The sequence below is a fragment of the Caballeronia sp. KNU42 genome (genome assembly GCF_053760385.1).
Window position 1 is genome coordinate 737,368 of the sequence record NZ_CM132388.1, and the last position, 13,690, is coordinate 751,057.

The following is a 13,690-nucleotide window of genomic DNA, read 5'->3' on the forward strand; positions in this document are numbered from 1 at the left end:
ACTCCAGGAAGCAAGGGGACATGCAATGACTCAGATGGCGCTGGTGATCGACCTGAACGTGTGCGTGGGATGCCACGCTTGCGTAACGAGTTGCAAGGAGTGGAATACATCGGGCGAGTCGGGCAGCCTTGCCGACCTCAATCCCTACGACGCCGATCCGTCCGGCACATTCTTCAATCGGGTCCAGAGCTTCGAGGCGGGCAGTTATCCGAACGCGGAGACTATCCATTTCCCGAAGTCGTGCCTGCACTGCGAGGACCCGCCGTGCGTGCCGGTGTGTCCAACCGGTGCGAGCTATAAGCGCAAGGAAGACGGGCTCGTGCTGGTGGACTTCGATAAATGCATCGGCTGCAAGTACTGTTCGTGGGCGTGTCCCTACGGCGCGCGCGAACTGGACGAAGAGCGCAAGGAGATGACGAAGTGCACGTTGTGCGTGGATCGTATCCATGACGAAAACCTCTCCGATCGCGATCGACAACCGGCGTGTGTGCTCGCCTGTCCGACCTCTGCACGATTGTTCGGGGACATTCACGATCCGGAATCCGTGGTGTCGAAAGCGATCAGGGAGCGAGGGGGTTATCAGTTGATGCCTGAATGGGACACGAAGCCCGCGAACCATTATTTGCCGCGCAAGATGACGCCGGCGTCCGGCTGCGGGGAGGGCGCGTGCTCGTGCAAGCCGGCCTCGGCCGAGGCCATTGCGCAAACCGTGGACGCGCAACTCGAGCGTGGGCAATTGAATCTTGCGTCGGCTGCAAAACGCATCTAAAGGACTCCGCAATGAACCCCGCTTTCTCAGTCGTCTTCCTCACCACGCTAAGCGGTGCCGCGCAGGGGCTTTTGATCGCGCTTGTCGGCGTAGAAATGGCCTCTTATCTGGGCCTTCTCGCAGCACCGCCGAGCGCGTTCTATGTCGCGGGCGCGGCGTTGTCCGTGGTGCTTGGCGGGCTCGGACTCATCGCCTCGTTCTTCCATCTCGGGCATCCTGAACGCGCGTGGCGGGCGGTCGCGATGTGGCGAACCTCGTGGTTATCGCGTGAATGCCTCTGCTTGCCGGCGTTTCTCGCGTGCGCCTTTTTCTACGGCCTGGCGCACTGGTTCGACTCGCCATGGTCGCTCGCGGTGGGGACGCTCGGCCTGATCGCGAGCGCTGCGCTCTTCGTCTGCTCGGCGATGATCTATGCATGCCTGCGTTTTCTCCAGGAGTGGGCCACGCCGCTCACGCTGGCCAACTTCGTCCTGCTTGGCTGCGCGTCCGGATTTACGCTGGTCACCGCATTGAGCGCGTGCTTCGCGCCTGCGCTGACTGCGGGGCTTGCCGCGTGCGCGTGCGCGTTGACGCTTGCTGGTTGCGCGAGCCGGTCGGCATCGCTCGTGCGCAATGCGCGACTGCGGCCCAAGTCCACCGTGCAGAGCGCGACGGGAATCAAGAATGCCAAGGTCGTGCAGGTATCGCGCGGTTTCACGGCCGGCGCATTCAATTTGCGCGAGTTCTTTCACGGCAAATCGGCAGGCACGCTGCGCGGGGTCAAATGGGGCTTCCTTGCTACGGCGTTTGCGGTGCCTGTCGTACTGCTGGCGCTGGGCGCAGGCGTGCATTCGATCGGCATCTCCGTCGTCCTGCTGGTCGCAGCGTGTCTCGTGCAATACGCGGGCCTGGTGGCGGAGCGATGGTTCTTCTTCGCCGAGGCAAAGCATCCGCAAAACCTTTATTACGCGCGAGTGGGATGACGCTTGGGCGGGGAGGTTCGATACAAGACGAAATGCAGCAACATGCACGCGTAAAAAATAACGATTCATGGTCGACCCATACAGCGGAACAGGCCGCTCCCGGAGCAGCAAGTATTCAGTTGCTCCCTTCAAAATCACGCATGCGAAACACCCGGCGCGATGTTGAACCGCCGGGTCATTCTGCGCACTCGCTACACGCGTGAAATATTGCGTAAGGCCTTGAGAAGGTCGCCTCCTTTTCGCACGCTTCATTCGCTCGAAAACTAGGATCATTCCCTTAACGACTCAGCCTTCAGGCATGCGCCCGAGGAACGCTCTCACATAGACGATGGCGAACCGCGCGTGGGCCGCGAGGTATCGGAAACGTTGGCGATGAAACGTGAGTATTTACGTGTCATCAGGCGCGTTTCCAGGAGTCGGCGTGCGGCCGTTCGTTTCAAAGCTACTGCTTGAAAAGCTTAGCGGGGTGAATGGCAGGCATCGTGTTCGATCAGCGCAACTTCAACGATGGATTAACGGGGGCAGGTATGACAAGGTCAGGAAAATTGGAATCGAAGTTGTTCAGCGTGAGGCGTGCTGCCGGGACGGCGACGCTGGCATTATTGTTGTTGGGCGGTGGCTTTTCCGGAACTGCACAGGCGGCGAGCTTCCATTGCGGCAAGAAGGTCTCAAGCTCGGAGAAGCTCGTTTGCAACGATCCCGAATTGTCGTCTCTCGACGACAAGCTGGCGATCGCCTACAAGCGCGCGAAAGACGTTACGCCCGACACAGAGGCTTTTGAGGACGATCGGGTCAAGCAGTGGCAATGGCGTCAGCACAATTGCAAGGACAAGATCTGCGTGGTCAACTGGTACAACCGTCGCATCAGTGAACTCGATGCGGACTTCGACCAGGGTAGCGAGAATCAGGTTACCGTGCTTAAGGCCAGCCTTGCTGAGCAAAAAATAGTGCCGCCGGCTCAAGCGGCCGTGTTGAGGATGAAAGGCGACGCGGGTTCGCTGTCGATGCAATAGCGTGTGGGCGCTGCTTGTCTGACGGGGAAGCTTGGGCAGAGGGCTTCTCAAGATGGCAGCAATCATCCTGGGCGCGATTGCGCTACGACTTGCCGCAGGATGTCGCCAGGCAAGCGACATCCTGATTAGCAGCCTGTCGTTGGTTCATTTGGTCCGTGGCTGCTCAAACGGCGACCGCGGCAAGGGCTCGCCATCTACGAACGCCGTGGCGCTGCGCACAGCAAACTCGAACGCACAGTCACGATTGGCGAACTGTCCGAGATTGCCAAGAGAGGTCGCTTCGCCATCCTCTTCCAGGATGGAAACGCGTGCCAGGAACGTGTTGCCTAGTCTTGTTACCGACGGTTGAATAGCAGCACCATGGTGATAAAAGACCATCGCATCTCCTTTCATTTGATTGTCGATCTCCGATAACTTTAGCCCCGCCATTCACCGATCAAAAATATTATTTTCCACGCCGGAACATAATTAAAAGCAGAAGCCCTGCACCTGGACGATGGGCGGGTACGGCCCTGATCCGCAGCATGCGATCGGGCTGGAGGTGGCGTCGGTGTGGTGAAGTGAGTACATAAAAATGTTCGAATGGGCCGCCTTATGAAAGTACGCGGGTCTGGCGACCATTCTGTGACGCGAATGTTTTTTGCGTTAACGTAAGGATGAAGACCGCCTCGAGGAGAGACGCTGTTGGCTCGGTCGAAGCGCATCGCAGTGTGTTTGACATTATCGTGCGGCAGAATGGGGGTGCGACCGCAACGGGTGAGCGGTTATGCCGAGTGCGAATTTGCCTTGAGTCGCCCCTGCACAGCTATTGGCGATGGCGTAATGACACTGCTTTGAGGATCGTCCAATCGAATGCGTATTTTTCGGCCTTTCATGCTTCAATTCGTGACCGACCACGCGATCGTGCGCTCGGCGCGATCTGATGCCTTCCAATCGAATCTCAATGCCTGGCGGCAAGTTTTCAGGCGGTCCTGGTGACCGGCGCTCACACTCGTAATGTCGCGATCCTGCTCGCCATGCTTGGGGTCGGTCTCTCGATAAGCGTGCCATTTATATTGGGCTCCCACGCGTTGTTTGCGGGCCTTCGAACTGTCCCGGCAGAAGTATTCGCAGTGCTGGCTGCAAGCGCCGCCGTGAGTGCGCTAGCGAAGGCCGGGAAGCTGCAGTTGATGCAAACTACACTTGGCTTGCGCCTTTCTTTCACGCGTACGTTTGCGATCACCCTTGTGACGGACTTAGCCTTTCTCGTGTCGCCGATGGGTGCAGCCGGGTACGGAGTCAATATTGGTCTGCTGCAGCGCGCGGGGGCGTCGTGGGCGACAGCCACTACCGTCGTGGGCGCCGATCAGGCACTTGACCTGACGTTCTTCGGCATCGCAGTTCCGATCGCGCTTTTGTTCTCTATTGGCCCGCTGGCTCATTTGCTTCCGAGCGTAAGTTTATCCACGGTTGCCGCAACGCTCGCAGGCCTCGCAATCTTGATGGGCGTACTTTGGGTGTGCCGCGGCTACGTCGCGCGTGCATTCGACGCAGCGGGCCGTCTTGTTCCATGGCTCAGGGCCCGACGGTCTCGCTGGGACAAGTTCCTCCACAGCGTGCGTCAGCAGTGGCAGCTACTCATCAGCGGGCCTCACGATCGCTTCGTCGCACTGTTGCTGCTGACCACGCTGCAGTGGCTGCTTCGCTATAGCGCCCTATGGTTCATCTTGCTGGAACTCGGGTACCGGTTGCCGCTAGGCTTCGTCCTCGCGGTGCAGGCAGTGGTGTTGCACGCAGCACTTTGGACTGGCGTACCGGCAGGTGGCGGCGGGGGCGACCTGGCGCTTGCAGCGACGTTCGCGGCATGGGTCCCGCGCGCTGCCATGGCGACGGCCCTGGTTCTTTGGCGCTTCGCAACGCTCTATTGCCCACTGTTGCTGGGCGCTATCGGCTTTCTTGCGCTTGCGTGGCGACGCCGTGCGGCCACACCCGCGCCCACTATTGACCAATGACGCATCGACTCAACCTCAAGCCACGTTGTCGCGCGGGTTCCTGATGCGTACGAAAAACGGCGCATGCCCGGCATGATCGACTCGTAACGAAAAGAGATGACATGTCTGTGACAGGAGCGCGAGCGGATAGCTGACTTTCAGCACGTCGGCAATCATGCGCCATTCCGCACGAACGCCGGCCCAGTAGCCCAGCTTTTCAGTCTTGCGCGCCTGCGTTACCTTCGGCCAGTGAGTGACCGCAATCGAGAGCCGACGCTCGATGATCAGGTCATTCATGAATACCTCGATACCAAAGCGCGGCAAGCGATGAATTTCCTTGAGCGCTTCGCTCAACAGTTCTTTCCTGACCACGCGCTCACCCGACACGAAATCCAGGCCGATGGCCCGAAACAGCAGCAGGCTGTTCTGCCGCAGGCTCATGCTGACGTCCGCGGCGCCGCTCAGAACGGGGGCGGCAAGTGCGGTGATGTGTTCGCTCGCGAGCCCCTTGAGGTCTGCATCGAGAAGCATGAGCAGCGCGTTGTGCGCCGCGGCGATACCGACGGCCATCGCCGCGCTCTTACCGCGGTTCACCGGGCATGTAATCAACCTGACAGATGGGAAGCGCCTGACGATATCGGCGGTCCCGTCGGTCGAGCCGTCATCGACCACGATCACTTCGTCCAGCAGCGGATGCACCGTTGCAACGGCCAGCACAGCGCCGATGCGCGGGGCTTCGTTAAATGCGCAAATGATGCATGAAACACGGTGTCGATTGGACGATACGGAAAGGGCGTTCATGCGGGGCGGCAGATGAGCAATGGGAGAGAAGCGGCGCCAGGGTTGCGCGATTGCGTACGGTTTGCGACTGGCATCCTACCGTACGGAGACGCAACGCGCTCTACGCTCCTGGGAAATCGTGGTGAGATGCACGCCTTGTATGCTCCTCAAGCCGCCACTCTCAGCATTACCCTCGATAGAGCGAGCGTTTGTCGAGCCGCAGTCGTGAACCGCCTCACGGCATCTCCCGCAACATATCGACGAAGGCTTTCAACCCTGACGGCACATGGCGGTGCCCCGGGTAATAAAGGAACAATCCGGGGATGGACGGGCACCAGTCGTCCAGAACCGTCACCAGCTTTCCGCTATCGATAAACGGCTGCGCAGTCCGGTCCGGCACGTAGGCAATCCCCATTCCATCCGCGGCCGCCTCGGCCATCATCCCCGGATGATCGAGCGTTAGCGGACCGGGCACATCGACGGTCAACTGCTGGCCGTGCTTCTCGAACTCCCATCGATAAAGCTTGCCGCTTGGCAGGCGCACGCGAATGCAAGCGTGGTCCTTGAGATCGTCCGGTGCGAGCGGCGCGTTGTGCCCGGCGAGATAAGCAGGTGACGCGACCGCAAGAAAGCGCACCTCGCCGCCGAAGCGCACGGCGATCATGTCCTGCGGCAGTGCTTCGCCGAGTCTGACACCGGCATCGAAACCGGCAGCGACAATATCGACCAGCCGGCCCTCCGTGACCAGGTCGACCGACATGTCCGAATATCGCGCAAGGAAGGCAGGGACAACCGATTGCATGAGCAGCCGCGCCGCCGGCTCACTCGCGTTGATACGAAGCGAGCCGCTGGGACGGCTACGCACCGCATCGACTTCTTCCAGCGCAAGGTCGAGCTCCCTCAGGACCGGTTGCAAGCGGGCGACGAGACGTTCGCCGGCCTCCGTCGGGGAGACGCTGCGGGTCGTGCGGTTCAGCAGACGCACGCCCATCTTCAGCTCGAGCGTTCGCATCATGTGACTGAGCGTGGAGGGTGAGACCCCCAGTTCGTCCGCCGCTTTGCGGAAACTGCGATGCGTGACGATCGCGGCCAGTGCCATCAGGTCGCCAAGCGCGGGCCGGTCATTCATGGCTGATTTTCACCAAGGCATCCAATATCGTGCGGATAGTATCAGGAATGGACGAGAGCTAGCATGGTCTTCAAGGTACGCCGCACACCCGTGGCGCGGCTCTTTTTTGAGGACGATTCACATGGCTCAAACATGGTTTATCACCGGCAGTTCTTCCGGATTCGGGCGCGTGCTGGCTGAAAAATTACTGGCGCGCGGCGACCGCGTGGCGGCGACATTGCGCAAGGTGCACGCGCTCGACGACTTAAAGGAGCAATTCGGCGAACGCCTTTGGGTGGCGTCGCTGGATGTGACGGATACAGCGGCCATTCGGCAGGTAACCAGCCGGGCTTTTGCGGAGTTGGGGCGTATCGACGTGGTCGTCAGCAACGCCGGCTACGGACTGGTCGGTGCAGCGGAGGAGCTGAGCGACGAGCAGATCCGGCTGCAGGTCGACACCAACCTGATCGGCTCGATCCAGGTCATACGTGCCGTGTTGCCGTTCTTGCGAAGCCAAGGCGGCGGGCGAATCTTGCAAGTGTCGTCGGAGGGTGGACAGATCACATATCCGGACTTCAGCCTGTATCACGCGACCAAGTGGGGAATTGAAGGCTTCGTCGAAGCGGTCGCCACGGAAGTCGCGTCGTTTGGAATCGAATTTACGATCGTGGAGCCGGGTCCCGCAAAGACGAGCTTCGGCGGGGGCATCGTCAAATCGACGCCCATGGCAATCTACGACAACACCCCGGCCGGCGATGTCCGGCGTGCAATTGAATCCGGTTCGTTCGTGCTGAAAGGCGATCCGGTCAAGATGGTGCAGGCGATGATCGATAGCGTCGAGCGCACGCCCGCGCCGCTGCGGCTGACTCTCGGCAGCGACGCGTTTGACCGGGTTCGCGCCGGGCTGTCGAAACGGCTTGCCGAGCTCGATGCACAGGAAGACATCGCCCGGTCGACCGAGCTTGACCACGCGTGATTCAGTGTTTCCCGTAGACGACGTTGTTGCTCGCCACTATCTGCCGTTCGCGTCGGATCCTGCGTTTTTCCGATACTCGCCGATGCACCACATTTGAAGTATCGACCGGTTCGTCGACCTTCACGGCTGCAGTCTGGTTTGCGCTTGACTGCGTGACGGCACGCAAAAGCATTCCGCGCGCTTCGGAATCGGAGACGTCGCTCGCCAATGCGTCGCCTGCCGATCGCAAGACGCACGGCACGTCGCCTGCCTTCTCGCAGGCACGGGCCAGGCCCAGGGCCCAATCTCTTGCGTGTTCGTGCTGGACCAGTTCGTCGGAGATTCGCCGGACATCTGCCCGTTGAGCCTCACCTGGCGGAAGCATCGCCAGTTGCTGCCGAGCGGTGTTCAGCTCGCCTCGCACCATGGCCGAACGCACCGCATCGATGGTTCCCGTCACACCGATGGAGGCGGGTTTTGCGGTGACCGGGGCGTCGATGCTGCCCGATTGAGCGGCCACAGCCACGGTGTTTTCCGCGAGGGGCACGGTCCCGGGCTTAGCTTCGTGGTTGTCCTGGTTGCTATGACCGGACCCGTTATACAGATACGAAGCGCCCGCGATCAGCGCAATCAGGGCTACAAGGGCGGCCGCGGTAAGTTTGATGCGCCGGCCCGGCCGGCTTTGCGAAGAGAAGGTAGAAGTGGCCGGTTCAGACACACCCGGATAGGGCGAATCCTCATGCGACAGGTCGGACAACACCTCTTCCGGCATTGCTTCGGGCGCAGGTGACGCAGCTACGGGTGTCGATTTGCATCGCGGACACGCCATGTCAGACGGTGCCAGTACGTTGCCGCATACGCGGCAGTCGCTGACGGTTTCTAGGGTACGCACGTTAAGTCGATCATCAAAAGGCTTGGGAAAGCATTATGCACGTCACGATGTCTTCTTACTGTACAGAAGCAGACCGAAACCGAAGCTTTCGCTGCGGGTTCAGCCGGCCTCGCAGCGACTAGCGCCGCAGCGGACTAGCGCTGTTGCCGTCGGGAGGTGGCGCGATCCAGCTCGCAGAATTCACGGTCGGACAAGGTGATTGCGCCAGCCGCCACGTTCTCTTCCAGATGCGTGACCCTGGAGGTCCCCGGTATCGGCAGGATCACCGGGCTGCGCTGCAACAGCCACGCGAGGGCGATCTGCGCGACGCTCGCCTGATGGTTGCGCGCGATGGTGTCGAGTAGCGAACCGGGACGCGTCAGCTCGCCGGCGGCCAGTGGAAACCACGGGATAAAGCCAATCCCATGGGCGGTGCAGTAGTCGAGCACGTCTTCGCTGCCGCGCTCACCCAGGTTGAAGCGGTTTTGCACTGTCGCCACGTTGAAGTATTTCGATGCAGCCTTGATGTCGGCCACCGAGACTTCGCTCAGGCCGGCGTGGCGGACCACGCCGCTGTCGATCAGGTGGCGCACGGCGCCGAACTGCTCATCCCGCGGCACCGAGGGGTCGATGCGATGCAGTTGCCACAAGCCGATCTGTTCGATGCCAAGCCGCTCCATGCTGCTGTGGGCCTGCTGGATCAGGTACTCCGGCCGGCCCCGCGGTATCCACTGGTCGGGGCCTGTGCGTGCCAGTCCCGCCTTGGTCGCGACCAGCATGTCGGCCCCATAGGGATGCAGCGCTTCGCGGATCAACTCTTCGGAAACGTTCGGCCCATACGAGTCTGCCGTGTCGATGAAATTCACATCGAGTCCGGGAAGGCGCCGCAGGACGCGAATGGCTTCGTCACGGTCCGTGGGCGCGCCCCAGATACCCGGGCCGGTGATGCGCATCGCGCCAAATCCGAGCCGTCTGATTTCCGTGTCTCCGCCGATTTTGAAAGTACGGTGTGCGATATTCATGTTCACCCTTACTGCTTATGTGAGGCCGGCGAAGGTAGCTGGGCGCTACCGCCGGGCCAGGGGAAGTGCGTGATGGCTTATGCGGCAGTGACCGCTCCTTTTTGCGCTCGCACCAGGTGCTTGCCGATGCTCGCTGTCAGGATCAGCGCGGCGACTTCGCACGCGGCGGCGGTCCAGCCGAGGTCGATCACCGAGGTAAAACTCAAGGTAAGCGAACCGAGCGCGGCACCGAGCGAAAAGCCGAGATACATGAACGATGCGTTCAGCGAGAGGGCGATGGGCGTGCCGCGCAGGCCGGCGAGATTGATCAGCCCGGCTTGTTGCGCGGGGTAGAAGGACCAGTGCGCCACACCCCAGGCCACCACGCCGATCAGCACCGGGACCAGTGCCCAGGTCTTCGGCAGCCAGTGCGCACTCGCCGACATGAGCGAGAAAGCCAGGATCGATACAGCAAGGCACGGGATGATCACGCGTGCGGGGCCGAGGCGGTCCACTGCCTTGCCGCCCATGAACACACCGACCGCTGCCGCAACGCCCCACGTGAACAGCACATAGCCGATTTGCGCGCCATGCAACAGCGTGGCCCTCGCGACGAACAATGCCAGGTACGTATAGATCGTATAGGCGCCCATGGCCCACAGCGTAGTGACGAGCAAGGTCATCAGGATGACCGGCTGGCGTGCTACCTGAATGCGCTCGCGCAGCGTGGCAACCGGCAATCCTGCGCCTATGTTGCGCGGCAGCCCGAGCAGCAGGCCGACCGTCGCCGCAGCGGACAGCGCGGCTACGCCCGCGAAGGTCATGCGCCAGCCGAGCCTGTCACCAATCAGTGCGCCAAGCGGCACGCCGAAGGCAACCGCAATCGTGATACCGCCATTGACAATGGCAAGCGCGGTGCCGCGCCGCTCTGGACCGGCAATGGCGCCGGCCAGCGCATTGGCGCCGGGAACATAGAGACCGGCGGCCGCGGCAAGCAGGATGCGGGCCGCCATCAATTCCCAATAGTTCTGGGCGGCCCACGCGATGATGTTCGCCGCCGTGAAGGCCGAGAGCGACAGGATCATCAGCCTGCGCCGATGCAGCGAGCCGGTCAGGGCCGTCAGGACCGGCGAACTGAGTGCGTAGGCCAAAGCAAACACCGTGACAAGCTGGCCTGTGGCGACGATGCTGGTATGCAAATCCGTGGCCATGTCGGGCAGCAGGCCGGCGATCATGAAGCTCTCGGTGCCGACTGCGAATGTCCCTAGCGCCAGCCAGTACAACGGCGCGAGGGAAGTAGGCTGGGTAGGGGAATTCATTGTGTGCTCCCGCTTACGCAGCTGCCGTTTCGGTGCTCAGGAACGGATAGTCCGTGTAACCGACATCCGTACCGCCAAAGAAGCTCGGACGGTCATACGGATTCAAGGGCAACTGGAGGCGCAGGCGTTCAGGCAGATCCGGATTGGCGATGAAATCGCGGCCAAATGCGACCAGATCGGCGTCGCCCGCCTGCACGATGGCTTCGGCCGTGTCGCGCTTGAAGCCGCCAGCGGCAATAATCACGCCCTTGTAGTGCTTGCGAATCAATTGCGCAGCAACCGGGTTCTGATCCTTGCTGTCGTCGTCCACATTGCCGAGCACACGCGGCTCGATCAAGTGCAGATACGCCAGATTCAGCTTGGCCAGTTCCCCCGCTACATAAGCGAAGAGGCCTTCCGGATTGCTGTCGGACATATCGCCCCAGGTGCCGCTGGGCCCAAGGCGCACAGCCACGCGTTCGCTGCCCCAGACCGAGATGACGGCTTGCGTCGCTTCGATCAGGAAGCGGGCACGATTTTCGAACGAGCCGCCGTAGATATCGGTGCGCTTGTTGCTGCCGTCCTGCAGGAATTGATCGAACAAGTAGCCGTTGGCGGCGTGCAGTTCAACGCCATCGAAGCCGGCCTGCTTGCCACGAATGGCTGCTGTGCGGAAGCTCTCGGCCAGATCAGCAATCTCGGGGATGGTCAGCGCGCGGCTCGGCGTGTTCGGGACCCATCCTGCTTCTGTGTAGGCGACGCCGCCATGCGGCACGGCGGAAGGCGCTACCGGCTGAGCGCCACCCGGCTGCAATTGACTATTGGACTGGCGGCCTGCGTGATAGAGCTGCAGGAAGATGCGGCCGCCTTTGGCGTGCACAGCTTCGGTCACCTGCTTCCAGCCGGCAATCTGACTGTCGTCGTACAGGCCTGGCGCACCCAGGTAGCCGTTGCCGTTGGGCGCAGCGATGGTCGCTTCACCGATCAGGAAGCCGCCTTCTGAAGCGCGCTGCGCGTAGTACTCGGCCATCAACGGACCGGGCTTCGCGCCCTCTTCGGCACGCATGCGGGTAAGCGGGGCGAGCACCACGCGATGGGCAAATTCATAAGGACCGACTTTGATGCTGGAGTGAAGTTTGGACATGATTTCCTCAAGATTCAGTGGCTGATGAAGTTCGATCAACAGCGGGTTTTTAACCTTGAGGAGAGTGTATGGACCGACCAGCAAAAGAAAAATGGGCTAAGGTTCCGAATATATCGGACACAAATGTCTTTAATTGATCCTGAGATCCGGCAATGGACAGGCTCAGTGGTATTTCGGTTTTTGTGCAGGCGCCCCTGAACGACGAGAGCAGGCAAATCGTTCTCTTCCGACTATCCGGTCGAAGAGATGGACTAGGCCAGTCGATGGTTCAACGCGGCGGAGATCGAACGTGAGAACGCGAAGAGGCTGTTTAAACTCGAAGCATTTGGGTAGCGTGCGCTGATGTTTGGCCGGCGAGCTTCCCGGCGAATGGCTGCAGGAAATGCCGTGGCAGGCCAGCGCTTACTCCGAGTCCCCATGGCGGCCGGCACCGGCGGCGAAGCGGCCCGCACCTGCAAGCCCCTCGGCAAACACCGCAGCATAACCACCGGCGCCTTCGCGGCGCAGTGCATCGGTCAGATTGTCGGCGAGAGCGTTGTCATGGACCGAGCGCCGGTCGGCACGCAGCGCCGCCTGGGGCAGGGCGGCAAGTTCACAGGCAAGCTTTTCAGCCGCCGCACGCGCGCCGCCACGCTCGACCAGCCGGTTGGCAAGTCCGATCGCCAGCGCCTCGCGGGCGTCGACAGCGCGCCCAGTCAGAATCAGGTCCATCGCGCGCGACATCCCGATCAGGCGAGGCAAGCGCAGCGTCCCGCCATCGATTAGCGGCACACCGAAACGCCGGCAGAAAACGCCCAGCACCGCATCTTCTTCGACGACCCGCAAATCGCACCACGCCGCGAGTTCCAGGCCGCCCGCCACCGCGTGCCCCGCGATGGCCGCGATCACAGGTTTGCCGAGCATCAGCCGCGTGGGTCCCATCGGCCCGGGGCCGGTGCCGTCGGCACGAATCTCGTTGCGACGCTCGTCATCGTTCAGCGCAGTGAGGTCCGCTCCCGCGCAGAACGTCCCGCCCGCACCCCACAGCACGGCGACCGACAGCGAGTGGTCGGCATCGAACGTTTCGAAGGCTGCGCGCAGCGCATCGGCGACTGGCCGGTCGACCGCGTTTCGACGCTCCGGCCGGTCGAGTACCACCGTCGCCACACGCGAATCCATCGGATGCAATTCGAGCCGGACGTGATCGCCGAAACGGGTGACTGGCGGCATGGTTTTTCTCCTGGGCAAACGGTATGCGGACAAGCATACGCCGCAGGATTCAGGGGCACGACCGTCAACGATGTTTCAGCGAATAATGGGTGAGCCGTGTCGATTCCCCAACGCGCCGCACGTCATGTGAATAGGGCGGCCGTCTGGCGCTGTGATGCGACCCGATCCTAAACATGTCGCCTCGTACCCCCTATTTATTCGCCACGGAACAACGAAACATGGAAAGGAGAGCGTTCATGACTTACGTAGATGGATTTGTCGTCGCGGTGCCGACGACGGATCGCGAGGCATACAGGACGTTTGCTGAACTGGCGGCAGCCGTCTTCAAGGAGAACGGCGCGTTGAGAGTAGTCGAGTGCTGGGGCGATGACGTGCCGGAAGGGAAATTGACGTCGTTCCCAATGGCGGTCAAACGCAAGGACGACGAGACCGTGGTGTTCTCGTGGGTCGTCTGGCCGTCGCGTCAGGTAAGGGACAAAGGAATGGAAGCGGTGATGGCCGACCCTCGGGTGCAGCCCGACATGAACCCGATGCCTTTCGACGGCAAGCGCATGATCTACGGTGGTTTCGAGGTGATCGTGGACATGTGAGTAGCCGCGGGGCGATGCGA

Annotated in this window: 14 protein-coding genes; 6 read left to right on the plus strand and 8 right to left on the minus strand. The window is 61.5% G+C overall.

All coding sequences use genetic code 11. The features are described from left to right. Positions 1-25: 25 nt before the first annotated feature. From ACSOSP_RS03240 to ACSOSP_RS03250, 3 genes are all read left to right on the plus strand, one after another. The gene (locus ACSOSP_RS03240; RefSeq protein ID WP_455309540.1) at positions 26-769 is read left to right on the plus strand and encodes a 4Fe-4S dicluster domain-containing protein; all 744 of its coding nucleotides are present in this window, start codon (positions 26-28) and stop codon (positions 767-769) included. An 11-nt stretch (positions 770-780) separates the two neighbouring features. After that, positions 781-1,731, plus strand: coding sequence for a dimethyl sulfoxide reductase anchor subunit family protein (locus tag ACSOSP_RS03245; protein ID WP_455309541.1), 951 nt, complete (start codon positions 781-783; stop codon positions 1,729-1,731). Positions 1,732-2,201: 470 nt separating this feature from the next. Continuing rightward, positions 2,202-2,744: a lysozyme inhibitor LprI family protein gene (locus ACSOSP_RS03250; RefSeq protein ID WP_455309542.1), complete on the plus strand. Its 543-nt coding sequence runs from the start codon at positions 2,202-2,204 to the stop codon at positions 2,742-2,744. Positions 2,745-2,888: 144 nt separating this feature from the next. Here the strand turns inward: ACSOSP_RS03250 and ACSOSP_RS03255 are convergent, their stop codons facing one another. Beyond that, positions 2,889-3,122, minus strand: coding sequence for a hypothetical protein (locus tag ACSOSP_RS03255; protein WP_455310831.1), 234 nt, complete (start codon positions 3,120-3,122; stop codon positions 2,889-2,891). 596 nt (positions 3,123-3,718) lie between these two features. On the opposite strand from ACSOSP_RS03255, the gene ACSOSP_RS03260 reads away from it, so the two are divergent. Then, the gene (locus tag ACSOSP_RS03260) at positions 3,719-4,735 is read left to right on the plus strand and encodes a lysylphosphatidylglycerol synthase transmembrane domain-containing protein (protein WP_455309544.1); all 1,017 of its coding nucleotides are present in this window, start codon (positions 3,719-3,721) and stop codon (positions 4,733-4,735) included. Positions 4,736-4,750: 15 nt separating this feature from the next. On the opposite strand, the gene ACSOSP_RS03265 is transcribed toward ACSOSP_RS03260, so the two are convergent. Both ACSOSP_RS03265 and ACSOSP_RS03270 read right to left on the minus strand, forming a co-directional pair. After that, positions 4,751-5,515, minus strand: a complete 765-nt coding sequence (locus ACSOSP_RS03265; protein ID WP_455309545.1) for a glycosyltransferase family 2 protein — start codon at positions 5,513-5,515, stop codon at positions 4,751-4,753. Between the two features lie 214 nt (positions 5,516-5,729). Beyond that, entirely contained in the window at positions 5,730-6,623 is an 894-nt protein-coding gene (locus ACSOSP_RS03270; protein ID WP_455309546.1) for a LysR family transcriptional regulator, read from the minus strand. 121 nt (positions 6,624-6,744) lie between these two features. Between ACSOSP_RS03270 and ACSOSP_RS03275 the strand changes: the two genes are divergently transcribed. Continuing rightward, the gene (locus ACSOSP_RS03275) at positions 6,745-7,578 is read left to right on the plus strand and encodes an SDR family oxidoreductase (protein ID WP_455309548.1); all 834 of its coding nucleotides are present in this window, start codon (positions 6,745-6,747) and stop codon (positions 7,576-7,578) included. Position 7,579: 1 nt separating this feature from the next. Here the strand turns inward: ACSOSP_RS03275 and ACSOSP_RS03280 are convergent, their stop codons facing one another. The 5 genes from ACSOSP_RS03280 to ACSOSP_RS03300 all read right to left on the minus strand — a co-directional run bounded on the left by ACSOSP_RS03280 (position 7,580) and on the right by ACSOSP_RS03300 (position 13,080). Continuing rightward, the gene (locus ACSOSP_RS03280; RefSeq protein ID WP_455309550.1) at positions 7,580-8,449 is read right to left on the minus strand and encodes a hypothetical protein; all 870 of its coding nucleotides are present in this window, start codon (positions 8,447-8,449) and stop codon (positions 7,580-7,582) included. A gap of 134 nt (positions 8,450-8,583) precedes the next feature. Then, a complete protein-coding gene (locus ACSOSP_RS03285; protein ID WP_455309552.1) occupies positions 8,584-9,450 on the minus strand; it encodes an aldo/keto reductase in 867 nt (288 codons plus the stop codon). Positions 9,451-9,527: 77 nt separating this feature from the next. Continuing rightward, a complete protein-coding gene (locus tag ACSOSP_RS03290; protein ID WP_455309554.1) occupies positions 9,528-10,748 on the minus strand; it encodes an MFS transporter in 1,221 nt (406 codons plus the stop codon). Positions 10,749-10,761: 13 nt separating this feature from the next. Then, the gene (locus ACSOSP_RS03295; protein ID WP_455309556.1) at positions 10,762-11,871 is read right to left on the minus strand and encodes an alkene reductase; all 1,110 of its coding nucleotides are present in this window, start codon (positions 11,869-11,871) and stop codon (positions 10,762-10,764) included. Positions 11,872-12,273: 402 nt separating this feature from the next. Continuing rightward, positions 12,274-13,080 carry a crotonase/enoyl-CoA hydratase family protein gene (locus ACSOSP_RS03300; RefSeq protein WP_455309557.1) on the minus strand — a complete coding sequence of 269 codons (807 nt, stop codon included), beginning with the start codon at positions 13,078-13,080 and terminating at the stop codon, positions 12,274-12,276. Between the two features lie 236 nt (positions 13,081-13,316). Between ACSOSP_RS03300 and ACSOSP_RS03305 the strand changes: the two genes are divergently transcribed. Continuing rightward, positions 13,317-13,670, plus strand: coding sequence for a DUF1428 domain-containing protein (locus tag ACSOSP_RS03305; RefSeq protein ID WP_455309559.1), 354 nt, complete (start codon positions 13,317-13,319; stop codon positions 13,668-13,670). Positions 13,671-13,690: the final 20 nt, after the last annotated feature.

Coding starts and splice junctions, on each gene's coding strand:
- ACSOSP_RS03240 (WP_455309540.1), top strand. CDS start 26: ATGACTCAGATGGCGCTGGTGATCGACCTGAACGTGTGCGTGGGATGC.
- ACSOSP_RS03245 (WP_455309541.1), top strand. CDS start 781: ATGAACCCCGCTTTCTCAGTCGTCTTCCTCACCACGCTAAGCGGTGCC.
- ACSOSP_RS03250 (WP_455309542.1), top strand. CDS start 2,202: ATGGCAGGCATCGTGTTCGATCAGCGCAACTTCAACGATGGATTAACG.
- ACSOSP_RS03255 (WP_455310831.1), bottom strand. CDS start 3,122: ATGGTCTTTTATCACCATGGTGCTGCTATTCAACCGTCGGTAACAAGA.
- ACSOSP_RS03265 (WP_455309545.1), bottom strand. CDS start 5,515: ATGAACGCCCTTTCCGTATCGTCCAATCGACACCGTGTTTCATGCATC.
- ACSOSP_RS03270 (WP_455309546.1), bottom strand. CDS start 6,623: ATGAATGACCGGCCCGCGCTTGGCGACCTGATGGCACTGGCCGCGATC.
- ACSOSP_RS03275 (WP_455309548.1), top strand. CDS start 6,745: ATGGCTCAAACATGGTTTATCACCGGCAGTTCTTCCGGATTCGGGCGC.
- ACSOSP_RS03285 (WP_455309552.1), bottom strand. CDS start 9,450: ATGAATATCGCACACCGTACTTTCAAAATCGGCGGAGACACGGAAATC.
- ACSOSP_RS03290 (WP_455309554.1), bottom strand. CDS start 10,748: ATGAATTCCCCTACCCAGCCTACTTCCCTCGCGCCGTTGTACTGGCTG.
- ACSOSP_RS03295 (WP_455309556.1), bottom strand. CDS start 11,871: ATGTCCAAACTTCACTCCAGCATCAAAGTCGGTCCTTATGAATTTGCC.
- ACSOSP_RS03300 (WP_455309557.1), bottom strand. CDS start 13,080: ATGCCGCCAGTCACCCGTTTCGGCGATCACGTCCGGCTCGAATTGCAT.
- ACSOSP_RS03305 (WP_455309559.1), top strand. CDS start 13,317: ATGACTTACGTAGATGGATTTGTCGTCGCGGTGCCGACGACGGATCGC.